Annotated in this window: 21 protein-coding genes; 14 read left to right on the top strand and 7 right to left on the bottom strand. The window is 69.4% G+C overall.

Annotated elements, in window-relative coordinates; translation table 11 throughout:
• Positions 1 to 133 precede the first annotated feature (133 nt).
• The 5 genes from ACFQ6S_RS15020 to ACFQ6S_RS15000 all read left to right on the top strand — a co-directional run bounded on the left by ACFQ6S_RS15020 (position 134) and on the right by ACFQ6S_RS15000 (position 11,560).
• A complete protein-coding gene (locus ACFQ6S_RS15020) occupies positions 134 to 8,872 on the top strand; it encodes a DNRLRE domain-containing protein (protein WP_383409271.1) in 8,739 nt (2,912 codons plus the stop codon).
• Positions 8,873 to 8,980: 108 nt separating this feature from the next.
• Complete coding sequence (locus ACFQ6S_RS15015) at positions 8,981 to 9,523, top strand: SMI1/KNR4 family protein (protein ID WP_383408371.1); 543 nt, start codon at positions 8,981 to 8,983, stop codon at positions 9,521 to 9,523.
• A 260-nt stretch (positions 9,524 to 9,783) separates the two neighbouring features.
• The gene (locus ACFQ6S_RS15010; protein WP_383408368.1) at positions 9,784 to 10,215 is read left to right on the top strand and encodes a hypothetical protein; all 432 of its coding nucleotides are present in this window, start codon (positions 9,784 to 9,786) and stop codon (positions 10,213 to 10,215) included.
• Positions 10,212 to 11,063 carry a hypothetical protein gene (locus ACFQ6S_RS15005; RefSeq protein ID WP_383408365.1) on the top strand — a complete coding sequence of 284 codons (852 nt, stop codon included), beginning with the start codon at positions 10,212 to 10,214 and terminating at the stop codon, positions 11,061 to 11,063. Before ACFQ6S_RS15010 ends, ACFQ6S_RS15005 begins: the two co-directional genes overlap by 4 nt.
• Positions 11,060 to 11,560, top strand: a complete 501-nt coding sequence (locus ACFQ6S_RS15000; RefSeq protein ID WP_383408363.1) for a YcxB family protein — start codon at positions 11,060 to 11,062, stop codon at positions 11,558 to 11,560. Before ACFQ6S_RS15005 ends, ACFQ6S_RS15000 begins: the two co-directional genes overlap by 4 nt.
• Positions 11,561 to 11,564: 4 nt before the next feature.
• On the opposite strand, the gene ACFQ6S_RS14995 is transcribed toward ACFQ6S_RS15000, so the two are convergent.
• The 3 genes from ACFQ6S_RS14995 to ACFQ6S_RS14985 are packed head-to-tail and all read right to left on the bottom strand — an operon-like array spanning position 11,565 to position 14,363.
• Entirely contained in the window at positions 11,565 to 12,308 is a 744-nt protein-coding gene (locus tag ACFQ6S_RS14995) for an FAD:protein FMN transferase (RefSeq protein ID WP_383408361.1), read from the bottom strand.
• A gap of 2 nt (positions 12,309 to 12,310) precedes the next feature.
• Positions 12,311 to 13,006 carry an FMN-binding protein gene (locus ACFQ6S_RS14990; RefSeq protein ID WP_383408358.1) on the bottom strand — a complete coding sequence of 232 codons (696 nt, stop codon included), beginning with the start codon at positions 13,004 to 13,006 and terminating at the stop codon, positions 12,311 to 12,313.
• A 19-nt stretch (positions 13,007 to 13,025) separates the two neighbouring features.
• On the bottom strand, positions 13,026 to 14,363 hold the full coding sequence (locus ACFQ6S_RS14985; protein WP_383408356.1) for a ferric reductase-like transmembrane domain-containing protein: 1,338 nt from the start codon (positions 14,361 to 14,363) through the stop codon (positions 13,026 to 13,028).
• A 151-nt stretch (positions 14,364 to 14,514) separates the two neighbouring features.
• Here ACFQ6S_RS14985 and ACFQ6S_RS14980 point away from each other — a divergent pair, with 151 nt between their 5' ends.
• The 3 genes from ACFQ6S_RS14980 to ACFQ6S_RS14970 are packed head-to-tail and all read left to right on the top strand — an operon-like array spanning position 14,515 to position 17,719.
• Positions 14,515 to 15,204: a response regulator transcription factor gene (locus tag ACFQ6S_RS14980; RefSeq protein ID WP_383408353.1), complete on the top strand. Its 690-nt coding sequence runs from the start codon at positions 14,515 to 14,517 to the stop codon at positions 15,202 to 15,204.
• Complete coding sequence (locus ACFQ6S_RS14975; protein ID WP_383408350.1) at positions 15,201 to 16,655, top strand: ATP-binding protein; 1,455 nt, start codon at positions 15,201 to 15,203, stop codon at positions 16,653 to 16,655. The genes ACFQ6S_RS14980 and ACFQ6S_RS14975 overlap by 4 nt, the downstream gene beginning before the upstream one ends.
• A 53-nt stretch (positions 16,656 to 16,708) precedes the next feature.
• Positions 16,709 to 17,719, top strand: a complete 1,011-nt coding sequence (locus ACFQ6S_RS14970; protein WP_383408347.1) for an NAD-dependent epimerase/dehydratase family protein — start codon at positions 16,709 to 16,711, stop codon at positions 17,717 to 17,719.
• A 30-nt stretch (positions 17,720 to 17,749) separates the two neighbouring features.
• Here ACFQ6S_RS14970 and ACFQ6S_RS14965 read toward each other — a convergent pair whose 3' ends face one another.
• Together ACFQ6S_RS14965 and ACFQ6S_RS14960 are read right to left on the bottom strand one after the other, a co-directional pair.
• Positions 17,750 to 18,862 (bottom strand): sensor histidine kinase, encoded by a 1,113-nt coding sequence (locus ACFQ6S_RS14965; RefSeq protein ID WP_383408344.1) that lies wholly within the window; start codon positions 18,860 to 18,862, stop codon positions 17,750 to 17,752.
• Between the two features lie 2 nt (positions 18,863 to 18,864).
• A complete protein-coding gene (locus tag ACFQ6S_RS14960; protein WP_383408342.1) occupies positions 18,865 to 19,620 on the bottom strand; it encodes a response regulator in 756 nt (251 codons plus the stop codon).
• 103 nt (positions 19,621 to 19,723) lie between these two features.
• Between ACFQ6S_RS14960 and ACFQ6S_RS14955 the strand changes: the two genes are divergently transcribed.
• From ACFQ6S_RS14955 to ACFQ6S_RS14930, 6 genes are all read left to right on the top strand, one after another.
• Positions 19,724 to 20,506, top strand: coding sequence for a glycosyltransferase family 2 protein (locus tag ACFQ6S_RS14955; RefSeq protein ID WP_383408339.1), 783 nt, complete (start codon positions 19,724 to 19,726; stop codon positions 20,504 to 20,506).
• Complete coding sequence (locus tag ACFQ6S_RS14950) at positions 20,503 to 21,114, top strand: DUF2064 domain-containing protein (RefSeq protein ID WP_383408336.1); 612 nt, start codon at positions 20,503 to 20,505, stop codon at positions 21,112 to 21,114. Before ACFQ6S_RS14955 ends, ACFQ6S_RS14950 begins: the two co-directional genes overlap by 4 nt.
• On the top strand, positions 21,111 to 21,875 hold the full coding sequence (locus ACFQ6S_RS14945) for a class I SAM-dependent methyltransferase (protein ID WP_383408333.1): 765 nt from the start codon (positions 21,111 to 21,113) through the stop codon (positions 21,873 to 21,875). Before ACFQ6S_RS14950 ends, ACFQ6S_RS14945 begins: the two co-directional genes overlap by 4 nt.
• Positions 21,876 to 22,025: 150 nt before the next feature.
• Entirely contained in the window at positions 22,026 to 23,183 is a 1,158-nt protein-coding gene (locus ACFQ6S_RS14940) for an ABC transporter ATP-binding protein (protein ID WP_383408330.1), read from the top strand.
• On the top strand, positions 23,180 to 23,893 hold the full coding sequence (locus ACFQ6S_RS14935; RefSeq protein ID WP_383408328.1) for an ABC transporter permease: 714 nt from the start codon (positions 23,180 to 23,182) through the stop codon (positions 23,891 to 23,893). The genes ACFQ6S_RS14940 and ACFQ6S_RS14935 overlap by 4 nt, the downstream gene beginning before the upstream one ends.
• Positions 23,890 to 24,558 (top strand): ABC transporter permease, encoded by a 669-nt coding sequence (locus tag ACFQ6S_RS14930; RefSeq protein WP_383408326.1) that lies wholly within the window; start codon positions 23,890 to 23,892, stop codon positions 24,556 to 24,558. The genes ACFQ6S_RS14935 and ACFQ6S_RS14930 overlap by 4 nt, the downstream gene beginning before the upstream one ends.
• A 108-nt stretch (positions 24,559 to 24,666) precedes the next feature.
• Here ACFQ6S_RS14930 and ACFQ6S_RS14925 read toward each other — a convergent pair whose 3' ends face one another.
• Both ACFQ6S_RS14925 and ACFQ6S_RS14920 read right to left on the bottom strand, forming a co-directional pair.
• Entirely contained in the window at positions 24,667 to 25,242 is a 576-nt protein-coding gene (locus ACFQ6S_RS14925) for an ATP/GTP-binding protein (RefSeq protein WP_383408323.1), read from the bottom strand.
• Positions 25,229 to 25,654, bottom strand: a complete 426-nt coding sequence (locus tag ACFQ6S_RS14920; protein WP_383409268.1) for a DUF742 domain-containing protein — start codon at positions 25,652 to 25,654, stop codon at positions 25,229 to 25,231. Before ACFQ6S_RS14920 ends, ACFQ6S_RS14925 begins: the two co-directional genes overlap by 14 nt.
• Between the last annotated feature and the right edge of the window lie 14 nt (positions 25,655 to 25,668).

Below are 25,668 nucleotides of genomic sequence, written 5' to 3'. Positions count from 1 at the left end.
TCACCAAAATGAATAGAAACCCGGCGCCCCTGCCCATGGCCTCGCTTTCCGTGGGTGGGATGAATTCTGGCGGCATGTTTATGCCATGGCGCACGAGGAAAGGTTTGGCGTGAAACCCAGACTGGGCAGGCTGATGGCGTGCCTGGTGGTAGCCGCGGTGACGAGCACCGCGTTGCCCCAGGTCGCGTATGCGGCGCCCGCTGATGACGGTGACGACAAGGGGATTTTCGACACCGTCAAGGGCTGGTTCGCGGATGACGACGAGGGCGGCGGCGGACTGGACGAGCCGCCGTCCCATGACGAATTGGGAATAGCGGATCGGGAGAAGGTTTCCTGGGCCAAGGACGACCCGAAGGCGAAGCGGGTCAGAGAGCTCGCGGGTAAACGAACGGCAAACGCGCGGTTCTGGCAGCTGTCGGACGGTCGCGTCGAGGCGGAATTGTCGGCGGTGCCGACGTCCTACCGCTCGGGGTCGGGCAGGAAGGCGTCCTGGAAGCCGGTCGATACGACGGTCCGCGCGTCGCAGGCGAAGGGTTTCGACTTCGCCAACATGACGAATGAGGGCCGGAGCTGGTTCGGTGCGGAGGCCGACCGGCTGGTGCGCTTCCAGTCACCGGACGGCCGGTCGGTCACCCTCGGCGTCGAGGGCGCTGATCGCACGCTGAGACCGTCGGCCAAGGGCTCCACGGTCACGTACAAGGACGCGGTGCACGGCGCCGACCTGCAGTACGTCGTGGGTCCGGGCCGGGTGAAGGAGAACATCACCCTCGCCGAACGCCCGGACGGCCCGCTGAAGTTCACCTTCACGCTGGACACCGACGGACTGATACCGAAGGTCCGCAAGGACGGCTCGATCGCGCTGTACGGCGAGCTGCCGAACACGCCGGTCATGGTGATCCCCGCGCCGTACATGACGGACGCGAAGAAGGCGGACGCCTCCGTCTTCGGCCAGACCTACAGCACCAAGGTCACGCAGAAGCTCACCCGGGACGGCAAGTCCTGGAAGCTGACGGTCACTCCGGACGCGAAGTGGCTGGCCTCGAAGGACCGCCAGTACCCGGTCGTCATCGATCCGACGATCACCATCGCGCCCTCACCGTCGCAGTCCCAGGACACCATGGTCCTGTCGGACCAGCCGTCGACCAACTTCAACACCACCTGGAAGCTGTCGGCCGGCCGCACCTCCACCACGGCGAACTCCCGCTCGCTGATCAAGTTCCCGCTGGACGAGATCCCGTCGGGCACGAAGATCGACTCGGCGCGGCTGGAGATGTACTACGACCAGGCGCACACCACCGCCACCACGAACACGCAGATCGGTGTGTACCGGGCCACGAAGGCGTGGGACGAGACGACCGCGACCTGGGCCGGCACCAGCGACCTGGTGGGTGAGCAGTCGTCGACGACGGTCCAGGTCGACGACGGGGACGCGGGTACGGCGGCGGTCGGGACGTGGTCCACCTCGGCGCCGACGACCAACGCGGTCGGGGACACGTTCCGCTTCAACCTCGACTCGATCACCGGCGACAAGTTCACCTGGCCGGTGCGGGTGCCGGAGACGGCCTCCTACCGGGTGGACGCGCACTATGTGCAGGGCGCCAACCGAGCCGTCGCCGCCCCCTACACGGTGACCGCGGCAGGCGGCGCCACCAGCACGTACAACGTCAACCAGACGTCCGGCACCGGCGGTGTGTGGACCTCCCTCGGCGGCGACACCAACGAGCTGAGCTTCAACAAGGGCGGCGCCTACAAGGTCGAGCTCAAGGACACCTCGGTGCCGGCCAGCCAGGCGCTGATCGCGGACGCGGTGCGGCTGGTCGACCCGGCGAGGATCACCAAGTCGGCCGGTCAGTACAACCGCTGGCACAGCTTCCCGGTCGGCGACACGGTGCAGAAGTGGGTCGACGGCACCGCCACCAACCATGGCTTCGTGCTGAAGGCGACCGACGAGGCGGCCAACCCCCTCGGCGGACCGCGCTACGAGTCCGGTGACGGTGACTACGGCGGCGAGACCGCCACGATCCCGCGGCTGACGGTGACGTACGGCAAGGTCGGCACGACGCTGAACTCGCCGACGGTGATCCATGGCACGGGCCCGGAGCTGTCCTGGAAGGCATACTCGAACACCACCGGCGATGCGGACCTGAACATCGCCGAGTACCAGCTGCACCGCTCCACGCAGCAGGCGTTCACGCCGTCCGCGGCCACGCTGATCGCGCCGATCGACAAGACGGCGACGACGTACACCGACACCACCGCGACCCCGACCCCGGACTCCTCCTCGGTGGAGATCGGGCGGTCGTACTACTACCAGATCGCGGTGAAGACGGCCGACGGCCAACTGCTCGGCTCACCCACCCGCATCGTCGGCGTGCCGAAGGCGGGCCGCACGATGAAGCTGATCCAGGGCACCGCGGCCGGCACCACGGACACCACGCTGTCGTCCGCGACCCCGACCACCAACCAGGACACCATCGACTCGGCGGGCGCCGGCCAGAACTGGCTGACGGTGGGCAACAACTCGCCCACCTACGGCAAGACCCGCTCGGTGATGAAGTTCCCGACGAGTGACCTTCCCACCACCGCCACCGTCCTGGAATCGCGGCTGTTCATGTGGGGCGCGGAGACCACCACCGACACCAACGGTGCGATCTACGAACTCCACGGCCTGACAAGGGACTTCAACGAAACGCAGGCCACCTGGAACAGCGCCGCCACCGGTACGGCGTGGACGGCGGCGGGCGGCGACTTCTCCGCCACGGTCTCCGACACGGTCGCGAGCGTGTCGGAGGTGGGCCGTCATTGGTGGGACGCCACGTCGCTGACCCAGGGCTGGGTGAAGACCCCGACGTCCAACAAGGGCGCGATGGTCAAGCTCAAGGACGAGACGTCCACCGGCCCACAGGAGAGGACGGTGTTCCTGTCCTCGGAGACCTCCGACCAGCAACTCGGCCCGCTACTGCGCGTGATCTACGTCGACTCGACGACCGAGGACACGTACTACGCGCCGCAGACCCCGGCCCGGATGACCCCGAACTCGACGTACACGGTGGACTTCACGGTCACCAACACGACGAGCGCCGCCTGGGCGAGCGGCGAGCGGCAGCTGTCGTACACCTGGAAGCTCCCGGACGGCACGGACGTGACGACCGGCGGCAACCAGCTGTCGACGGCGATCCCGGCGCTGTCGCCCGGCTCGTCGGCGACGATCCAGGCGCAGGTGAAGACGCCGATCAACTCCGACTCGGGCAGCAAGCGCACCGAGTACGTGCTCGGCTGGGACATCAAGAAGGTCTCCGACGGCAGCTGGCTCTCCGCCGGCACCGGCGGGATCCCGTCGCTGAAGCAGAACGTGGCGGTGGAGGACCCGACGTCCAACGCCCTCGGTCTGGAGAAGTTCTACTCCTACACCGGCAAGAACACTGGTGCCGGGGCGACGTTGATGAACAACCTCGCTTCAGGCAACACGGTGTGGTCGTACAACGCGTTCAACAATCCGGGGCGCGGTCTCAACACGTTCTTCCGTGTCGCCTACAACTCGCTGGACACGTCCGACACCGTGTCGGGTCACGGGTGGTCGATGCAGGCCGCAGGCCCGATCCGGCTGGGTGCGCCGTTGGAGTTCCATCCCAAGCCCAACCCCACCGAGATCCGGCTGCCGGACGGTGACGGCACCACGCACGTCTTCCGCTGGGACGCCGCCAACAGCGCGTGGAAGGCTCCCGCGGGTGTCCACTTCAAGCTGGCTGCCAAGGCTGGCCTTGACTGCACGCCCGCCAAGGACCCGGTGCCGGACGCCTGGACAATGACGCGTCCGGACGGCACGCGGTTCCTGTTCGGCTGCGACGGCTATCTGACGTCGGTCGTCGACAGGAACGGCAACACGCAGACGTACACGTACGAGGAGCGCAAGTCCAACAACAAGCCGACGAAGTTCCTCAAGTACATCACCGACCCGGCGGGCCGTCAGAGCCTGATCGTCACCTACTGGGAGAAGGGCCAGAACGGCTACCAGTACATGAACGACTCGGGCGTCCTGACCACGGACACCGGCAACCTGAACAATTCGAAGATCTACGACCACATCAAGTCCGTCACCGACGTCTCCGGTCGCAAGGTCGAGTTCTACTACACCACCAAGGGACTGCTCGGTCAGTTCACCGACGGTGTGGGCAGCTCGCAGCCGAAGGTCTTCAAGCTGACCTATGACGCCACTCAGGGGAACAAGAACGTCAAGCTGGTCGAGGTCGCGGACCCGCGCGGCAACGCCACCAAGCTGGCGTACCACGCCCCGCAGACCGGCGACGACCCGAAGTACCACTGGTGGACCAAGACGATCACCGACCGGCTGGGCGACGACACGGGCTTCACCTACGCAGTGAACGCCACGAACACGAAGTTCACCGACACCAGGGTGACCGACGCCGAGACACACGCCACGACGTACGTGACCGACGACTTCGGGCGCTCGGTGCAGACCACCAACGCCAAGTCCCAGACGACGAAGATGAGCTGGGACGCGGACAACAACGTCACGTACCTGGAGGAGAACAACGGCGCCAAGACCGCCTACTGCTTCGACCAGAAGACCGGATACCCGCTGTGGATGCGGGACGCGGAGAACAACAAGGCAGGTGTGCCGGCCCCGTCGGAGTGTGCTCCGGGCACGTACCCGACGAACACGGTCAAGTACGACTACCAGACCCGTATGGACGGCTACTCGGCCGACTTGTTCGCCAAGACCTCGCAGGAAGGGCGCAGGTGGCAGTTCACCTATGACTCCTTCGGCAACCTGAAGACGGTCACCGACCCCAAGGGCGTCGCCACCGCGACGGCCGGTGACTACACGACCTCGTACGAGTACGACTCCTACGGCCAGCTGACCAAGGCCACCGACGCCAACGGCCACTCGGCGGTCAACACTGGCTTCGGGCCGACCGGTTATCCGGCCACGATCACCGACGCGCTCGACAACCCGATGAAGTACGAGTACGACGCGCGTGGTCAGGTCCTCAAGGTCACCGACGCCAACCAGAAGGTGACCACGCAGACGTACGACACGTTCGGGCGTCCGAAGGTCTCCACGGTGCCGAAGGACCAGGCGAAGGGTGAGCTGATCACCACGCCGGAGCCGCAGTACGACGCCAACGACAACGTCACCAGGGCGACATCGCCCACGGGGGCCGTCTCCACGGCGGTGTACGACGAAGCGGACCAGATGGTGTCGGCAACCGCGCCGGCGAACAACAGCACCGACCCGCGAACGTCCACGTACACCTATGACAAGGTCGGAAACCTGAAGACGTCGACGGAGCCCAAGGGCTCGCTGACGACGGCGGACGCCATCGACTACATGACGACGAACCTCTATGACGAGATCTACCAGCTGACGTCGGTTCAGAACGCGGCCGGAGACAAGATCTCCTACGGCTACGACGACGTCGGCAACGTCAACAAGGTCGTCGACCCGAAGAAGAACGCCACCGCCGACCCGAGCGACCTCACCTCTTCGTCGCTGTACGACCTGAACCACCGGGTCACCCAGATCACCGACGCGGCGGGCAAGATCACCAAGCAGTCCTACGACAAGGACGGCCTGGTCGTCACCAAGACCGACAAGGAGAACAACACCACCACCATCACGTACGACGAGCGGGGCAAGCAGACCGAGGTCAAGGTGCCGCACAAGGGCACCACCTTCCGCACCACTCGCTTCGAGTACGACCAGGTGGGCAACACCACCAGGGTCATCACACCGCGTGGTACGGCAACCGCCAACCCCGATGACTTCGCGGTGCGCACCGAGTACGACGAACTCAACCGTCCCAAGCGGCAATACCAGCCCTACGACCCGTTGGACGCCCGGTACAACAAGGCGAACGTCTACTCGGAGACCACCTACGACGCGGTCGGCCGCGTGGTGAAGAGCTCGCTGCCGCCGTCCGAAGGAGAGACGGTCCGCAACGACACCACCTTCACGCACTTCGACAACGGCTGGGTCAAGTCCTCCACAGACCCGTGGGACATCGTCACCACGTTCGAGTACAACAACGTCGGCCAGCAGGTGAAGCGGACGCTGACTTCGGCCGGCGGGTCCTCGGACCGCACCATGAGCTGGGCCTACTACCCCGACGGCAAGCTGAGGTCGAAGTCGGACGACGGTGTGCCGGTCGGCAAGTCGGTGGTCCTGGTGGACAACTCCGACACCCAGAACACCTCGTCGACGGGCACTTGGACGAAGGCCTCGGTCACCGGCCAGCACGGCTACGACCACGCTACCCACGCGGTCGGCGCGGGCACGGACGCCTTCACCTGGACGCTCAACATCCCCAAGGACGGCACGTACACCGCGTACGTGAAGTTCCCGAAGGTGACGGGCGCCGCAACGACCGCGAAGTACACGGTGACCCACGACGGCGGCACAGTCGACAAGACGATCGACCAGAACGCGACCGCCAACCAGGGCACCTGGGTCTCGCTGGGCTCCTACTCCTTCAAGCAGGGCAACGGATCCAAGCTCCAGCTGTTCCAGAACGGCACCGGCGCGGTGGTCGCCGACGCAGTGAAACTGGTCCGGGACACCACGGGCGAGACGGACAGCGAGAAGAGCTCCTTCGCGTACGCCTACGACGTCAACGGCAACATGACGTCCATCGACGACACGTCGTCCGGTGCGAAGATCGATGCCTACACCGTCACCTACACCGGCCTCAACCAGGTCGCGAAGGTGACCGAGGCGCTCGCGGGCCAGGACAAGAAGGTCACGTCCTACACCTACGACGCCAACGGCCAGACGGAGACCGTCGGTCACACCGACCAGTTCGCCAAGTACACCTACGACCTACGTGAGCTGGTCAAGACCGTCTCGGTCGGGAAGACGTCCACGGACCCCGCGCCGAAGGTGACGTCGTACACCTACACCGACCGTGGCCAGACACTGAAGGAGACCAAGGCCAACGGCAACACGGTCGACTACGGGTACCTCCTCGACGGCGCCGTCCACACCAGCGCGGAGAAGAAGCCGAACGGCACTCTCGTCTCCTCCCATACCTATGCCTACGACGCCAACGGCAGCAAGGCGCAGGACGTGGCGAAGAAGATGAACGCCGACAACCACACGGCGTATCTCGACTCCACCACGGACTACACCTATGACCCCGCGGACCGGCTCACCAAGTCGGTCAAGACCGGCAACGGCGCGGGGACGGACACCTACGTCCACGATGACAACGCGAACGTCATCAGCCAGACGGTCAAGGGAGTCACCACCACCTACAACTACGACCGCAACCGGCTGCTCACCGCTTCCGCGGGCGGCCAGAGCTCCAACTACACGTACGACCCCTTCGGCCGGCTCGAGTCGGTCACCGCGGGCGGGAACGTGATCGAGCGGAGTGTGTACGACGGCTTCGACCATGTCGTCGAGTCCCAGAAGGCTGACGGCACGGGTGCGCTGAAGTCGACGAAGTACACCTTCGATCCGCTGGACCGCACCACATCGAAGACGGCCGACGGCAAGACGACCGACTTCACCTACGTCGGTCTGTCGAACGAAGTCCTCGGTGAGGAGGTCGCGGGCAAGCTTTCCAAGTCGTACCAGTACAGCCCGTGGGGCGAGCGGTTGTCGCAGATCAAGCACAACAGCGATGGCACGACCGAGGACGGCTACTACGGCTACAACAGCCACACCGACGTCGAGACGCTCACCGACAACAATGGCAACACCAAGGCGACTTACGGGTACACCGCCTATGGGTCGGACGACAAGGACGACTTCACCGGAATCGACAAGCCCGATGCCGCCGACCCGACGAAGGAGGCCTACAACCCGTACCGCTACAGCGCCAAGCGGTGGGACGCCCAGTCCGAGACGTACGACATGGGCTTCCGCAACTACAGCCCGGGCCTGAACCGCTTCACCACGCGGGACATGTACAACGGGGCGCTCGCCGACATGAACCTCGGCACCGACCCGTTCACCGGCAACCGCTACGCGTTCAACGGCGGTAACCCGACCAGCAGCGTCGAGATCGACGGCCATTTCGACTGCGGGATCTGCAGCGACGTGGCCGACACGGCGAGCGACTGGCTCAAGAGTGCGGCGAATGAGGTTGACTCCACCGCTTCCAAGGCTGGGTCCAAGCTGACCGGTGCGTTGAGGTTCGTCGGCAAGGCGTCGGGCATCGGCACCGCGGTCTACGTCTTCCTGGACACGCTCGGCTTCGACCTCGACGGGTCGTCGACGGCATCCCGCGAGTCGAAGATCGGCGAGAGTTACAACTACAACCTGGGGCGGCTCACCACGCCGGAGAAGGATGTGGAGTGGCGTCCGTATGCCGACTTCGCCCTGCGGCAGGACAACTGCAGCAAGGGGAGCAGCGCGGTCTACTACCTGCCGCTGGACAGCCAGAACCGTGCCCAGGGCGGGCGTGCCTGCCTGTCGCCCGGTGACTACAACTACGAGAGGGACGACGGCAGCGAGGCGTTCCCCGGGGTCGTCTCGAAGATCTTCGGTACGCGCACGGAGTTCCCGATCGACTGGTCGAGCGTGCCGAAGGGCTACTACAGCCGGAAGAATGCCGACAAGAAGGGCCTCGACTACGTTCAGCGTGGTCACCTCATCGGGAAGCAACTCGGTGGCAGCGGTACCGACCTGCGCAATCTGGTGACCCTGTACAACGAGGCCAACAGTCCAATTATGGCGAGCTTCGAAAACGAAGTCGCGGCACGGGTCAAGGGAGGAGAGACGATCTACTACCAGGCGGATGCAAATTACACCGGTAGTAATCCGATTCCGGACAGTATTTCCCTCAGCTGGACGAGCCTGACCACCGGCCAGTCGAAGGTGATCAAGATACCCAACGTGCCGTAGCCCGGGTCCGGGTACCGAGGCGCCGTTGAACCGGCTCCGCCCCAAGCTTCGTCATATGCTTGGGGCGGAGCCTCTTGTTCTGTTTCCCTAGTCAGGAGAAGTACGCGAATGTCGTGGGTCGAGCAGATTCTGAACGCGGTCGGCCGCCGGCCGGAGCATGTGCAGGTGGAGTGGGCCGAGATCGAGGCTGAGCTGGGTGTCCCGCTGCCCGCCGACTTCAAGGAGTTGTGCGAGGCTTTCGGGCGCGGCGAGTTCAATGGTTTTCTTTACCTGTACTCTTCGAAGGGGGGAAATCACCTCGAAGTGATCGACGCCCTGAAGAGATTGCACCGGGCCATCGGGCGGTTTCCCGACTCCGAGAGCGTCTACGAGCCGTACCAAATCTTCCAGCCTGGGCGTGGCGGCCTGATCCGCTGGGCGGGTGCGGCTGCGGAAGGGTATGAGTACTTCTGGCTGGCCGACGACGCCAGTGCGCCGGAGAGCTGGCCGATCATCGCGCGGACGGATTTTTCGGAGGAATGGCACCGGTACGAGATGAGTGCGGCGGAGTTCATTCACCGGGCGCTGACGGATGGGGACTTCAAACCGTTCAGCATGGTGCGCTATTCGCGGCAGCCGCACTACGAGTCGTACGCTGACGACGAGGAGTGACAGGAGAGGCGGGGCCGAGTACTCGACGGAGCCGGCCCCGCTGGAAGAGACATCCTGTCACCGCGAACCCGGCGCGTGAACCAAACGTCCCGTCGCCGCAGACGAAGAAGCGCCCCAAAGGTTGTACATCTGCTGTGACTTACCTGTGTGCGCATCGTCACGCCCGTGACCCGTGATGATCGTGAGGCGGCATCCGCTTGATCGACCGGGAGTACCGGAAGCAGGTCTCCCGGCTGATCGAGCGAAGGGGTGGGGGTCCCATGAGCCCAGAGGGCGGACGTGGCACGGGCACCAGGAACATGCGGTCGTGTGCGGCGGAGTTCGTCGCCCGAGTCACCGCCCGCAACCGGTTGCCGCTGGACTACTCCGTGGCCAGCCTGCGCGTCGTGGACTTCCTGATCGACGGGTTGCGCAAGGGCGGTACCGGACGCGAGCAGGTACGGGACACGCTGTTCGGGCTCGGCGCCTACGTCGGTGAGGTGCTCGTGCGTCGCGCGGGCGCGGTGTGGGTGGACTTCGACGCCGACCAGCGCGACTACTTCGGGCAGGCGGTCGGCGTACGGATGCCGGACGGCCGGGTCTGGAACCCGCTCGGAAAGGTCCGCAACCGCTTCGAACTCGGCGGACCCGCAGAATCCCTCCAGACCTTCTATCTGACTCTGCACGGTCGGGCCAGGAGAGTCGTCGCGTGAGAAGAACATCTGCCGTGCCGGCGGTGCTGCTCGCCGCCGCGCTGACCGGCTGTGCGGGCTCCACGGACGAGGGGAAGCCCGTGGGGTCCGCACAGCCCACCACCCCGAGCCGTCAGGCCGCCCCCGCCGACCCCCAGCCCCGCACCACCACCGAGTTCCTCGCCCGCGCCGAGGAGGCGATGGCAGGGCACAAGGGCTGGACGTTCACGGTGAAGGGCCGCGAGGGGCTGGTCCTGCGGGGCCAGGAGAACGCCGCGACCTACACGGCCACCGTGCGCAGGACCACGGGCGACGCATGGGCACTGCACTCCACCGGCAGCACCCTCAGCAAGGGCGTGAGCAAGCCCGAGGAGATCTACGTCGCCGACGGGACGGCCTACGTGAAGAAGGGCACGGCCGCCTGGGAACACGGGCCCGTCACCGACCCGGAGTTCGCGGACCGGGTGGAGGACCCCCTCGCCGCCCTCCACGCGTTCAGTGGATACGGCGACGAGGTCACCCTGGCCACGCCGGACGGCCGAGTCGAACTGCGCACCCGCACGACGACCGCCCCACTGACCGGAGTTCGGGACAGGGACGTCGTACAGAAGGCCTTGCGCGAACTCGCCCCGACCCTGCGGCAGTTGCGCACAGCCGGGGTCGGTGCACCCGAGAATGAGATCGCCGTCGAGGGTGTCGAGGAGACGCTCGTCCTCGACGCCGCCACGTACCGCGTCACCACTCACACCTTCAAGTGCACCTTCCTGATCCCCTACGACGGACAACGCATCCGGTACGAGCAGGAGTTGTCCGAGCGGACTGTGGGAACGTACGACGGGACCGTCACACTGCCGAAGGGATTGGCGTGAGGAACGAGGACATGGTCGAACTGGTCTACCAACCAACCCGCGCCGACATACTCGCGGGCATCCTGGTGCGTGAGCGCCGCAAGCGCATGCATGTGGTCCGGTGGGGCTTCACGGGGCTGTTCGGGGCCGCCGCCGTGCTGCTGGTGATCGCGCCGAAGAGCTCCGTGCTGTCAGGGGTGCTCACCGTCTTCTGCGCCGCCCTGATCTGGTCGATCCCGCACCTCCAGGCCCAGCAGGTGCTGCGCGCCGTCTCCTGGCAGGGTGAGCACCGAACGTCCGTGGGCGAGACGGGGATCGCGATCGACACCGTGCACACGACCCTCGTGCTGCGCTGGTCCGCTTTTCGCGGTTACCGCGAGACCCGCGACCACGTGGCTCTGCTTGGCCGCGACCCGGGCATCCTGCTCATGGGGGTACTGCCCAAGCGAGGGCTGCACTCCGAGCAGGACGCGGAGCGGCTGCGCGACCTCTTGAGCCGCCATCTGCCCCGCGTCTGACCCGTCACGCCGCCCGAGCCGGCGCCGCGGACACCGCCGGAAAGCCTTCGGTACGCAGGACTCCCTGCCCGGCGTCCACCGCGAACACCTCGCAGCCCTCCCGGGAGGCCGCCCACTCGACGCCCTCCCTGCCCATCGCGAACGCGGCCGTCGCCACCGTGTCCGCCAGCGTCAGGGAGGACGCCACGACGGACAGGGACAGCAGACCCGTCGCCGGGCGCCCGGTGCGGCCGTCGATGATGTGGTCGCCGCGCTCGTAGCGGGCGGACGTCGCGATCGCGCCGTCGGTCAGCTCGGCAACTGTGCACAGCTTGTCGGCCTGCTCGGGGTGCCGTACCCCCACCCGCCAGGGCCCGCCGGCGGCGACCACGTCACCACCGGCGTTGAGGACGAAGCGGCTCGCGCCCGCCGCCCTCAGCAACTCGGCCGCCCGCTGCACCGACCAGCCCTTCACCACCGCGCACGGGTCGAGTCCACGCCCGGGGAGCCGTACGTCGAAGGCGCCGCCGGTGGCGACCCGGTACTCCTCGCACAGCGCCAGCACCTCGTCGAGGTGGGCGCTGACGTCCGCCCGCGCGATCTCCCCCCGGTCCAGCCGGCAGACCTCACTCTCCGCCTTGAACGGGCTGAACCGGGCATCGACCTCGCGCAGCCACGCGAACACGACGTCCGCGGACTCGTCTCCCACGTGCTCGTCGTCGACCCGCAGGGAGACCGGGAACCCCATGACGTGTTCGACTCGGTGCATGATCAGCCCTTCGCGTCGATCGCGGCCTGGAGGGACTCCTTGTAGCCGTCGCTGGTGATCGTGGCGCCCGACACCGTGTCGATGTCGGCGCTCTGGGCTTCCAGGGTTTCCGCGATGAGCTGCGGGACCGCCGCCGTGGTCTGAGGGTGGTTCGGCTGCTGGAGCATCTTCACCGACGCGATCTTCTCGCCCTCGAAGGTCGCCTGCACCTGTACAGGGCCCTTGTCGGTCTGCACGGTCGAGCCGTCGACCGTTTCCGAGGCGGCGGACGCCGAGGGCGAGGCAGCGGCCGACTCCGCGCTCGCGTCGATCGCGGCCTGGAGCGATTCCTTGTAGCCGTCGCTGGTGATCGTGGCGCCGGAGACCGTGTCGATGTCGGCGCTCTGGGCTTCCAGGGATTCCGCGATCAGCTTCGGTACGGCGGCCGTCGTCTGGGGGTGGTTCGGCTGCTGGAGCATCCTCACCGACGCGATCCTGGTGCCCTCGAAGGTCACCTCGACCTGCACGGGACCCTTGTCCGTCTGCACGATCGAGCCCTTGACGACCGTGCTGCCCGAGTCCGACCCCGACGCGGCGGAGGAGGACGCGGACGGTGTCGGGGCGGGACTGGCGGTCTCCGTGCCGAGGGACGGCTCGTACCGCCACACCGGGATCAGGCCCGCGATGCTGAGGACCAGGACAGGTATTGCTCGCTTCACGATGTCTTCCCTGTCCTTCTCAGCCGGCCAGGCTGAAACGCTCGAAGTGGACCTGCTCCTTGGGCACGCCCAGCTCGCGCAGGCTGCCGATCACCGCGTTCATCATGGGCGGCGGCCCGCACAGGAAGACGTCCCGGTCGTTGATGTCCGGGACCAGCCGCGTCAGCTCGGCCGGGGCCAGCTTGTCCGGCGTGACCGGGCCGGTCACCAGGTGCAGCTCGGCGCCCTTGGCGTGGGCGAGTTCGACCAGCTCGCCGTACAGGACCGCGTCCTGGTCCGTGGCGACCCGGTAGATCACGACGGCGTGGCCGTGCAGCTCCTCCAGCAGTGCCCGGATCGGGGTCACTCCGACGCCGCCGGCGATCAGCACGGCCTCCGGCCGGGTGCGGTGCAGCGCGGTGAAGGCGCCGTAAGGGCCCTCGGCGAAGACACGTGTGCCGGCCTTGAGGTGCCGCAGCGCCGCAGAGCCGTCGCCGGCCGCCTTGGCGGTCAGCCGCAGGTGCCTGCCGTCGGGCGCGGCCGACAGGGAGAACGGGTTCGCCTGCCACCAGCGGTCCTTCGTCAGGAAGCGCCACAGGAAGAACTGACCGGCCCGCGCGGGCAGCTTGTCCAGGTCGCGGCCGGTGATGTAGATCGAGACGACGTTGTGGGACTCGGGGACCACCGCCGAGACACGGAACTGGTGGCGCCAGTTCCGCCACAGCGGGAGGACCAGACGGCCGGCGAACACCGAGGCGAGGGCCACACCCCACACGCCGTACCAGTACGCCGTGGCGGCGGACGACGACGTGAAGGACGTACCGACCGCGACCTGGTGGGTGAACGCCAGGACCACCGCGACGTAGGTGTACAGATGGATGAAGTGCCACGTCTCGTACGCCAGCCGGCGCCGCGCGAACCGGGCCGACACCACGCCGATCACGATGATGATCCCCAGCGCGACGACGGCGCGCAGCACGCCCTCGACCGCCTCGGCGAGGTCGATCAGCTGGTTCACCGGGTCCAGGGAGGACGACTCGGCGTAGCCGAAGACGATGAAGACGGCGTGCGCGAGAAGGGCCCACAGGACGCTGAAGCCGGTCCAGCGGTGCCAGGACGTCAGCCGGTCCATGCCGATCCGGCGGTCGAGCCAGGGCAGCCGGGCCACCAGCAGCAGCTGGAAGGCCATGAGCAGCGCGCCGAGCAGGCCGGTGAGGCGGCCGATCACGATGAGCGCGTTCGAGGCGAAGCCGGCGGCGGAGAAGAAGTAGAGCACCACGGCCACGTTCGCGGCCAGCACGGCGTACAGGCCCGTGCGGGCGACCACCCTGGGGCGTACCGCCGTGGGGGGCGCAGGGGGCGATTGGACGGTCGTCACGGTGACAGCTCCTTGATCTCGTCTGTGGATACCGAGCTTGTCCGGCCGGAGCTGTCGAAAAGCTGTCGTACTTCTATCAGCTGATTATCGATGTGGTCGCGGCCGCGCACCCGCCCCTGAGGACCGGCCGCCGGTGCCGCACTATGAACGGGTGGAGAAAGTACGCCTGCTGGTCGTGGACGACGACCCGCCCATCGCCGACCTCGTCGCGACGGTCGCCCGCTACGAGGGCTGGGAGGCGGTCACCGCGAACTCCGGCGAGGAGGCGCTGCGGCTGGCCGCCGAGTTCCATCCGGACATCGTGGTGCTGGACCTGATGCTGCCCGATGTGGACGGCTTCGGCGTCCTGGACCGGCTGCGTGCCGCCGGCGCGATGGTGCCCGTGGTGTTCCTCACCGCCCGCGACGGGGTGGCCGACCGGGTGGCCGGGCTGACCCGGGGCGGTGACGACTACCTCGTCAAGCCGTTCGCGGTGGAGGAGCTGATGGCCCGCCTGCGCACCGTGCTGCGGCGCAGCGCGGGCCCCGCGTTCCAGCGATCCGTCCTGCGGGTCTCCGACCTGACGATGGACGAGGACACCCGAGAGGTCCGCCGCGGCGAAAAACTGCTCACGCTTACGCCGACCGAGTACGAGGTGCTGCGCTATCTGATGCGCAAGTCGCCCACCGTGCTCACCAAGGCGCAGATCCTCGACCATGTCTGGGAGTACGGCTTCGGCGGCCGCTCGAACGTCGTCGAGCTGGTCGTCAGCAGGCTGCGCCGCAAGCTCGACGACAGCGGCGCCCCCTTGATCCACACCGTGCGCGGCTTCGGGTACGTGATCCGGCAGGCGGCCGAGTGACCGGGCGGCTGCGTCGGGCGTATCGCGGGATGCGGCTCGGGACCCGGCTGGCGCTGGGTCTCGGGGTGCTGTCGCTGGTGGTGTTCGCGGTCGTCGGCACCGCACTGACGACGTACATGCGCGACTATCTGTCCGCCCAGCTCGACACACAGCTGGCGCATGGCCAGGTCGCCCAGTCCAAATCCATCGCGGACTACGGCACGCTCTCCGGCAAGAAGTACTACAGCTGGTACTACGCCGTGTACGACGTGGCCGACGGCAAGCCCGTGCTGCGCAGGCCCGAGGACCCCGCCGACCTGCCGGCGGACGTCGACCACTTCACCTCCCTGGCACGGGAGCAGGCAGGTGCGAACACCGAGGTCCTGCGCACCGAGCACCTGAGGGACAAGGGCGAGTACCGGCTGCGGGCCTGCGAGGTCGAGCCCGGTGTGGTGCTGGTCAGCGCCGCGCCCATGGACGACATCGAGGACACCGTCGGCCAGCTGGTCACCATCCAGGCCGTCACCTTCGGGCTCGCGCTGCTGGCCCTCGTGGTGCTGGGTCGGGGGATGCTGCGGCGGGGCCTGAAGCCGCTCAGCGAGATGGCGCACACCGCCCGCGGCATCACCTCGCACGACCTGACCGACTCGGGGCGCCTGCCGGTACGGCACGACGGGCGCGGCGGCGGGCCCGAGGTGGAGGAGCTGCGCACCGCGTTCAACACGATGCTGGAGCACATCGACGACTCCCTCGCGGTGCGCGCGGAGGCGGAACAGCGGCTGCGCCGCTTCGTGGCGGACGCCTCGCACGAGCTGCGGACGCCGCTGATGTCGGTCCGCGGGTACGCGGACCTCTTCCAGTACGCCGCCGCCAACGCCCCCGAGGAACGCGACAAGCACCTGGCCCGCCTGCGCGCCGAGGCCGCGCGCATGGGGTTCCTCCTGGACGACCTGCTGCTGCTCGCCCGGCTGGACGCCGCCGAGGTCGAGACGCCTCTGCGCCCGCAGGAGGCGGACCTGGTCGAACTGGTCGAGCAGGCGGCGGACGCGTTCCGGGTCACGCACGGCGACCATCCCCTGACGGTGGCCCCCGGACCCGGCTCCCTGAAGCTGCGCCTGGACCCCCAGCGCATCCGCCAGGTCCTCGACAACCTCCTGACCAACGCGGCGATGCACACCCCGGCCGGCACCACGGTGTCCGTGGCGGTGCCGGTGGCCAACGACACCGCCCAGGTCCGGATCGCCGACGCCGGTCCCGGCATCCCGGCGGCCGACCGGGAGCGCGTCTTCGACCGCTTCTACCGCGTCGACAAGGCCCGCAGCCGGGACCGGGGCGGCAGCGGACTGGGGCTCGCGGTCGCGCAGTCGCTGGTCCGGGCCCACGGCGGCCGGATCGACCTGACGAGCGAGCCGGGGGCGACCGTGTTCACGCTGACGATCCCGCTGGTGGCCGGAGCCCTTACGAACCCATGACGTGTCCGGCGGCGAGCGGCCTCAACGCCCCCTCGCGGCCCTAGCGTGAACGCATGCGCGTACTGGTCACCGGCGGTGCCGGCTTCATCGGATCCCATGTCGTCGAGGCGCTCGCCGCGCACGGGCACGAACCCGTCGTGTACGACATCCGCGCCGACCCCGAGTCGGACGTACGGCACGCCGCCGCCGTCCGCCAGGCCCTGACCGGTGTCGACGCCGTGTGCCACCAGGCCGCGATGGTCGGACTCGGTGCCGGTTTCTCCGATGCCGCGGAGTACGTCTCCCGCAACGACCTCGGCACGGCCGTGCTGCTCACCGCGATGGCGGAGTCGGGTGTACGGCGGCTGGTGCTGGCCGGGTCGATGGTGGTGTACGGGGAGGGGCGCTACCGGTGCGAGCGGCACGGCGTCGTACGGCCGGGCCCGCGTGCCGTCGCCGATCTGGAGGCGGGCCGGTTCGAGCCGCCCTGCCCGCAGTGCGGCGCCGACCTCTCGCCCGGACTGGTCGCGGAGGACGCCCCGGCCGATCCGCGCAACGTCTACGCGACGACCAAGCTCGCCCAGGAACACCTCGCGGCGGCATGGGCGCGTGCGACCGGCGGCACCGCGGTGTCGCTGCGCTACCACAACGTGTACGGGCCGGGCATGCCCCGCGACACCCCCTACGCCGGCGTCGCCTCCTTCTTCCGCTCGGCCCTGGCACGGGGTGAGGCGCCGCGGGTCTTCGAGGACGGGCGCCAGCGGCGGGACTTCGTCCATGTACGGGACGTGGCCGCCGCCAACGTGGCGGCGCTCGGGGCGAGTTCGACGGTCGTGGCGCAGGGCGCGCTCACCGCGTACAACACCGGCAGCGGCGACCTGCACACCGTCGGCGAGATGGCCCACGCGCTCGCGGCGGCGTACGGCGGCCCGGAGCCGGTCGTGACCGGCGAGTACCGGCTCGGCGACGTACGGCACATCACGGCCGACTCCTCGCGGCTGCGGGCGGAGTCGGGGTGGAAGGCGGAGGTCGGCTTCGAGGAGGGAATGCGGGAGTTCGCCGAAGCCGGCATGCGAACGGCGTAGTGTGCCCGGGATCGGTGGTGCTGCCCGCGTTCAGGAAGCGGCGGCGGGCAGCACCACCTCGAAGCGGCAGCCGCCGGGAACGTTGCGTACGGTGGCCCGCCCCTGGTGCGCCTCCACGATGCCCCGCACGATGGCGAGGCCGAGCCCGGCGCCCGCCGGGGGTGTACGGGCGTGCGTACCGCGCCAGCCGGTGTCGAAGACGCGGGGGAGGTCCTCCTCGGGAATGCCTCCGCAGCTGTCGGTCACGGACAGCACCACACCGTCGGGCGAGCGTTCGGCGGCCACGGCGACCGTGCCGTCGGCCGGGGTCCGCCGGATGGCGTTGACCAGCAGGTTGCCCAGGACGCGGCTCATCTCCCTGCCGTCCACCTCCACCGGCACCCCCTCGACCCGTTCGCCGACCAGCCGGACGCCGTGCTCGCGGGCCAGCGCGTCCGCTCCCGAGAGGGCGTCGCCGACGAGGTCGTACAGGGACATCCGGGCGAGCGAGAGCGTGAGGGTGCCGGCGTGTATGCGGGAGAGCTCGAACAGGTCGCCGACCATGCCGTTGAGGCGCTCGACCTCCATACGGATCTGCTTGAGGTAGCGGTCCGGGTCGGCGGCCACCCCGTCCTCCAGGGCCTCCGCCATCGCGCGCAGGCCGGCCAGTGGGGTGCGCAGATCGTGGGAGATCCAGGCGACGAGTTCGCGCCGGGAGGTCTCCAGGGCCCGCTCGCGCTCGCGGGACTCGGCGAGTTTCACGCTGGTCGCCTCCAACTCGCGGCTCAGTGCCGAGAGTTCGGCGGTGGCGGGGCCGTCGGGCGAGGTGAAGCCGCCGCCGTCACCGAAGGAACGGGCGGCGAGCGCGATGGCGTGGCTGCGGGCGACGACCCAGCGGCCGAGCAGCAGGGCGGTGGCCAGGGAGACCACGGCGGCCATGGCGACGACGGTCGTGACGACGCTCAGGTCGTGCCCGGACAGGAACATCGCCTGGGCGACCGCGAGCGTGCCCGCGAGCATGGCGGTGACACCGACGCCCGCGACCACGGTGAGGTGCGCGATCAGTGAGCGGCGCCGGATCATCAGCAGCGCGCACGCGCCGAGTACGCCCGCCGCGGCGGCGCCGAGGAAGGCGAAGAGGGCGATGAGGAGGGTGTCGCGCACGGTCAGGCCTCCGGGTCGGGGGAGGGGCCGGCGCTGTCGAAGCGGTAGCCGACGCCCCACACGGTCTGGATCAGCCGCGGCCTGGCCGGGTCGTCCTCGACCTTTCCGCGCAGGCGGCGGACATGGACCGTCACGGTCGACAGATCGCCGAAGTCCCAGCCCCACACCTCACGCATCAGGTCTTCGCGGCTGAAGGCCCGCCCGGGGTGGCGCAGGAAGAAGGCGAGGAGGTCGAACTCACGGATGGTGAGGGCGAGTTCGGCATCGTCCTTGAGGGCGCGGCGGGCCGCCGGGTCGACCGAGAGCCCGGCCGCGCGGAGCGTGCCCGCCGGGTGGGCCACGGGAGTGCCGCCCGCGCGAGCGGGGAGGGTGCGGCGCAGTACCGACTGGACGCGCAGGACGAGTTCACGCGGGCTGAAGGGCTTGGTGACGTAGTCGTCGGCGCCGACCTCCAGGCCGAGGATGCGGTCGTCCTCGTCGCCGCGCGCGGTGAGCATGATGACCGGGACGGGGGCCTCGCCGCGGATCCGCCGGCACACCTCCAGGCCGTCCATGCCGGGCAGCATCAGGTCCAGGACGACGAGGTCCGGCCGGTGCGCGGCGGCGCGGGCGAGGGCGTCGGGGCCGTCGCCGGCCCGGTCCACGACGTAGCCGGCGCGGTCGAGGTAACCGGAGACGACCTCGGCGACGGTGGGGTCGTCGTCGACGACCAGGACCCGGGCACCTGCCTGCGGGTACGGCTGTTGCTGCTGCTCCATGCCGCCAGCCTCGCACCCCGCGCGCGCGTGTGCGGCGGCCGGCTCCCGACGTCCGTGTTTCGTAAGGAGCCATGGACCGATATGTCCGTTCCTCGTTCGTAGGGTGAAAGCCGTGACGACCCCATCCGCAGATACGAACGCACCGTTCACGGCGTCCGTCGACGTCGTGCTTCCCTGTCTCGACGAGGCCGAGGCACTGCCCTGGGTGCTGGAACGCATCCCGCCCGGCTGGCGGGCGCTCGTGGTGGACAACGGCTCCACGGACGGTTCGGCCGCCGTCGCAACCGCGCTCGGGGCGACCGTCGTCCATGAGGAGCGGCGCGGGTTCGGCGCCGCCTGCCACGCGGGACTGACCGCCGCGACGGCCGACATCGTCTGCTTCTGCGACTGCGACGCCACACTCGACCCCGGCGATCTGGTGCCCTTCGTCCGGCGGATCGCCGCGGGCGAGGCCGACCTGGTCCTGGGCCGGCGACGACCCGGCACCCGTGCCGCATGGCCGCCGCACGCCCGAGCCGGCAACCTCGCCCTCACCCGCCTCCTCCGCCGCCGCACCGGTCTGCGCCTGCACGACCTCGGCCCGCTGCGCGCCGCCCGCCGCGAGCCCCTGCTCGCCCTCGAACTGACGGACCGGCGCAGCGGCTACCCGCTCCAGATGGTCGTCCGCGCCGCGGACGCGGGCTGGCGCATCGCCGAGTACGAGGTGCCGTATCTGCCCCGCACCGGCGCGTCGAAGGTGACGGGCACCTGGCGGGGGACGTGGCAGGCGGTGCGCGACATGAGCCGGGTGCTGGCCGAGGGCGGGGGCGGCGCCCCTCGTACGGAGCTCGCCGGTCGCCCGGGTGCCCGGCCGGTCACCCCCGCGCGGAAGGGAACCCGCCCGTGACCACGCTTCTTGTCATCGCCAAGGAGCCCCGGCCGGGCCGGGTGAAGACCAGACTGACGCCGCCCTTCACGCCCGAGGAGGCGGCCACGCTCGCCGAGGCGTCCCTCGCGGACACGCTGGACGTCGTGGCCCGGACACCCGCGCGGCGCCGGGTGCTGGTGCTGGAGGGGACGCCGGGCCCCTGGCTGCCGGCCGGCTTCGAGGTCGTACCGCAGTGCGGGGGCGGCCTCGACGAACGGCTGGCCGAGGCGTTCGCGGGCTGCGACGGCCCGACGCTGCTCATCGGCATGGACACCCCGCAGGTGACGCCGGAGCTGCTGACGGTGGACTGGGCCGGGTGCGACGCCTGCTTCGGCCCCGCCGAGGACGGCGGCTTCTGGGCGCTGGGCCTGGCCGAACCCGACCCGGCCCGCCTGCGGGGCGTCCCGATGTCGACGGCGCGGACCGGCGCCGTACAGCGGGCCCGGCTCGCGGATCTGCGGGTGCGGGACCTGCCGCGCCTGAGAGACGTCGACACGGCGTACGACGCCGATCTGGTCGCCGGGGTGGCACCGGGCGGACGCTTCGCGAAGGCCCTGGCGTCCCTGGCCCCGGCGGCGCAACGATGAGCGGGCTGCGGGAGCTGACGGCGGCGCTGATCGCCCGCCAGGCGGGCCCGCTGGACTCCGGCACTCGTCCAGCGGCACCGGTCGGCACCGGCCTCCGCCCCTCCGGCACCCGCCCCACGACCGACCGCACCTGGTCCGCCGACCCCTACTCCCACGCCCTGCGCACCGGCCATGGGCCGCTGTTCCTGCGCCGGACCGACGGCTGGCTGCTGCCGCTGGAGGTGGAGCGCTGGTGTGCGGACGCCGACGCCGCCGATCTGGAGGTGCTGCGGCGCTGCGAGGGCGTGGTGCTCGACGTCGGGTGCGGGCCGGGGCGGCTCGTGGCGGAGCTCGGCCGGCAGGGGCGACGGGTGCTCGGCGTCGACGTCAGCGCGGCGGCCGTGGCCCGCACCCAGCGGCTCGGGGGACCGGCGCTGCGTCGCTCCGTCTTCGAACCGCTCCCCGGCGAGGGCCGCTGGGGCACCGCGCTGCTGATCGACGGCAATGTCGGCATCGGCGGCGACCCTGCGACCCTGCTCGCCCGGATGGCCCAACTCCTCGCCCCCGGCGGCCTGTTGATCGCCGAGACGGTGCCCGGACCGGACCTCGACGAGCGTGTCCGGGTCCATGTCACCGACGCCCGCGGCACCACCGGCACCCCCTTCCCCTGGGCCCGCCTCGGCACCCCCGCCCTGCTGCGGTACGCGGAACGCGCCGGCTGGAGTGCCGCCGAACTGTGGACGACCCACGGCCGTTCCTTCGCCGCCCTGCGGACCGGCTGAGAATCGACGGACCCACAGGTCGGTCCCGGTGTACGCGTCACACACCGACAGGAGCCCCGCAACACAAGCGGTCTAGACTCGGGCGTCAACGGCCCGGGCCCGTGGTCGAAAGCGGGCGAAATCTGCCAGACCCGAAGGGTATTCGGCGTTTTGATACGGATAGATTCAGTCACCAAGCGGTACCCGGACGGCACGGTGGCGGTCGACCAACTCTCGTTGGAGATACCCGACCGCTCCATCACCGTTCTCGTGGGGCCCTCGGGCTGTGGCAAGACGACCACGTTGCGGATGATCAACCGGATGGTCGAGCCCAGCGAGGGCACGATCCTCCTCGACGGCGTGGACATCCAGCAGCAGCCCGTCAACACCCTGCGCCGGTCCATGGGATACGTCATCCAGAACGCCGGTCTCTTCCAGCACCGCACGATCCTCGACAACATCGCCACCGTGCCCCGGATGCTGGGCTGGGGCAAGGAGAAGTCGCGGGCACGGGCGCGGGAGCTGATGGAGCGGGTGGGCCTGGACGGGGCGCTCGCCAAGCGGTACCCGTACCAGCTCTCCGGCGGTCAGCAGCAGCGCGTCGGCGTGGCACGCGCGCTCGCGGCGGATCCGCCGGTGCTGCTGATGGACGAGCCGTTCTCGGCCGTCGACCCCGTGGTCCGCAAGGGACTCCAGGACGAACTCCTGCGCATCCAGGAGGAGCTGGGCAAGACCATCGTCTTCGTCACCCATGACATCGACGAGGCCGTCAAGCTCGGCACGATGGTCGCGGTGATGCGAACCGGCGGTCACCTCGCCCAGTTCGCCCCGCCCGCCGAGCTGCTCTCCCACCCCGCCGACGCGTTCGTGGAGGACTTCCTCGGCGCCGACCGCGGCATCCGGCGGCTGTCCTTCTTCGCCTCCGCCGGACTGGAGCTGCTGACCGAGCCGATCGTCGCCGTGGACGCCACCGCCGAGCAGATGACGGACGCGAGCGCGGGCGACGTCCCCTATCTCCTCGTCACCGACCCGGACGGCAAGCCCCTCGGCTGGAGCGAGCCACGGGAACTGGTCGCGGGCGAGATCGAGACGGGCCGACTGCTGTCGTACGGGCGGCCGTTCGTCGCCGGTACCGACTCGCTGCGGGCGGCCCTCGACTGTGCCGTGCTCTCGCCCACCGGATGGGCCGTGGCCGTGGACGCCGACGGCCGGGCCGCCGGCGTCGTCTCGCAGCAGACCATCGGCGAGGCCATCCGCGGCGCGCACGCCGAGGGGCACGGGGACGGCGGACGCCCTGAGGGCCGTACGGACGTGAAGGTCGCCGGATGAACTGGGACCGCTTCTTCGACATACCCAGCGACCTCCAGCACAGCTGGCTCGGCCTGATCGGGCTGCATCTGCGCGAGGCCCTGCTGCCGGTGCTGGCCGGACTGGTGGTCTCGCTGCCGCTGGCCCAGCTGTGCGTGCGGTTCCGCTGGCTGTACCCGCCGGTGCTGTGGGTGACGACCGTGCTGTACGCCGTCCCCTCGCTGGCCTTCTTCGTCCTCCTCATCGACTACACCGGCCAGACCGAGCTCACGGTGATGATCCCGCTCACCGTCTACAGCCTCGTCGTCCTGGTCCCGGCGATCGTCGACGGCGTCCGCTCGGTCCCGCAGGAGACCCTCGCCGCCGCGACGGCCATGGGCTTCGGTCCCGTACGCCGTTACGTCCAGGTGCAGTTGCCGATCGCCGTACCCGCGATCATCGCCGGGCTGCGGGTGGCGACGGTGTCCAGCATCAGCCTCGTCAGCGTCGGCGCCCTGATCGGCAACCAGGGCGCGCTCGGCAATCTGATCAACGACGCCAACATCTACAACCGGCCCGAGCTCGCGATGAACGCCGTGCTCACCATGGCCGTCCTCGCGATCCTCGCCGACGGTCTGCTGGTCGCCGTACGCCTGCTGCTGACGCCCTGGATGCCGCGCCGGGCGCGCACGAAACCGAAGGCCGACCGGCCCGATCCGGCCGCCGCAGCCCTGGAGGACGCAGCCCGGTGAACCTGCTCAGCTTCATCAGTGACTTCTTCCGCGACAGCGCGCACTGGCAGGGCTACGACAGCATCCCCACCCGCCTGGGCGAGCACATCCAGTACACCCTCCAGGCGCTCGGCATCGCCGCCCTGATCGCCCTGCCGGTCGGCCTGGTCACCGGCCACTACGGACGCGGCGGCAACGCCCTCGCCTTCATCGCGGTCGCCGGGCGGGCCCTGCCCACCTTCGGCCTGCTGGTGCTGATGACCCTGCTGGTCGGCTTCGGCATGGTGAACGTGATGACCCCGCTGGTCGTCCTCGCCGTCCCGCCGATCCTGGTCACCACCTACGAGGCGATGCGCTCCGTCGACCCGTCCCCGGTGGACGCCGCGCGAGGCATGGGCATGAGCGAGTTCGGAGTCCTCTTCCAGGTCGAGGTCCCGGCGGCGCTCCCCCTGATCCTCAGCGGCCTGCGCTCCGCGGCCATTCAGATCGTCTCGACGGCCACCATCGCCGCGTACGTCGCCCTGGGCGGGCTCGGTAGGTACATCGTCGATGGGCTCTACCAGCGCGACTACGAGAAGGTCGTCGGCGGCGCCACCCTGGTGGCGGGGCTGGCACTGGTGACGCTGGGGGTGTTCTGGGCGGCGGGGCGGTACGCGGTGTCGCCGGGGGTGCGAGGGCGGGTCTGAGTGCGCCGTTGAGGGTGCCGCAGTGTGTCGTACGGCGTCTGCGGGCTCGTCGGGGCTGGTCGCGCAGTTCCCCGCGCCCCTGGCGGCGCTGCTGGAACCGCACCTGAATCAGCCCTCCGTACGGGCCAGCGCCAGTTCCAGTACGACCAGCAGCGCGTCCCGTACCGAGCCGCGTTCCCGGGCGTCGAAGACGACGACCGGGACGCCCTCGGTGACGTCGAGGGCCCAGCGGATCTCCTCCAGGGTGTGCTCGACCTCGCCGTCGAAGGCGTTGGCGGCCACCGCGAAGGGGATTCCCTTGTGCTCGAAGTAGTCGACGGCGGCGTAGCAGTCGTCCAGGCGCCGGGTGTCGACGATGACGAGGCCGCCGACCGCGCCCTCCACGATGTCGTCCCACATGAACCCGAACCGCTCCTGGCCGGGCGTGCCGAACAGATACAGCTTCAGCGTCGGGTCGATGGTGAGGCAGCCGAAGTCCATGGCCACGGTGGTCGTGGTCTTGCGCGGGGTGTGCGTGAGGTCGTCCACGCCCGCCGCGACCTCGGTGATGGCGGCCTCGGTGGTCAGCGGCTCGATCTCCGATATCGAGCCCACGGCGGTGGTCTTGCCCACGCCGAAGCCACCCGAGATCACCATCTTGACCGGCAACGGCGGTCGTACGGTCGCCGGTTCAGTCGCTGTCACTGAGTATCCCTTGTGCGTCGGGGATGGCGCGCAGGCCGTCGATGACCCTGCGCAGGACGGATGCGTCTTGGACGACGCCGGAGTCGGGCACGTGCACCGTCAACTGGCCGGCGGCGCGCAGGTCCTCGGCGAGGACGCGCACCACGTTCAGGTGCAGCCGCAGCCGGGCCGCGACCTCCGCGAGGGACTGCGGCAGCCGGCACACGGCGACGATGTCGCGCTGCTCGAAGGAGAGCCGGTCGAGCGCGTCGATCCCCTCGGCCGTGGCCACCACCTGGGTCTCGACGGGCAGCGACGGGCCGTCGCCGCCGTCCGCCACCCGGCCGGCGGTGAGCAAAAACGGCCGTACGGCGGACGCGAAGCCGACCGGGTCCGGGCCGCTCGGTTCCGATGGTGGAGTGCCGTCCGCCATGGCCATGTCCGTTC

Source organism: Streptomyces sp. NPDC056479 (assembly GCF_042795335.1).
Lineage (GTDB): Bacteria > Actinomycetota > Actinomycetes > Streptomycetales > Streptomycetaceae > Streptomyces.
Note: the sequence above shows the minus strand (reverse complement) of the source record. Positions and strands in the feature narration are given on the sequence as shown.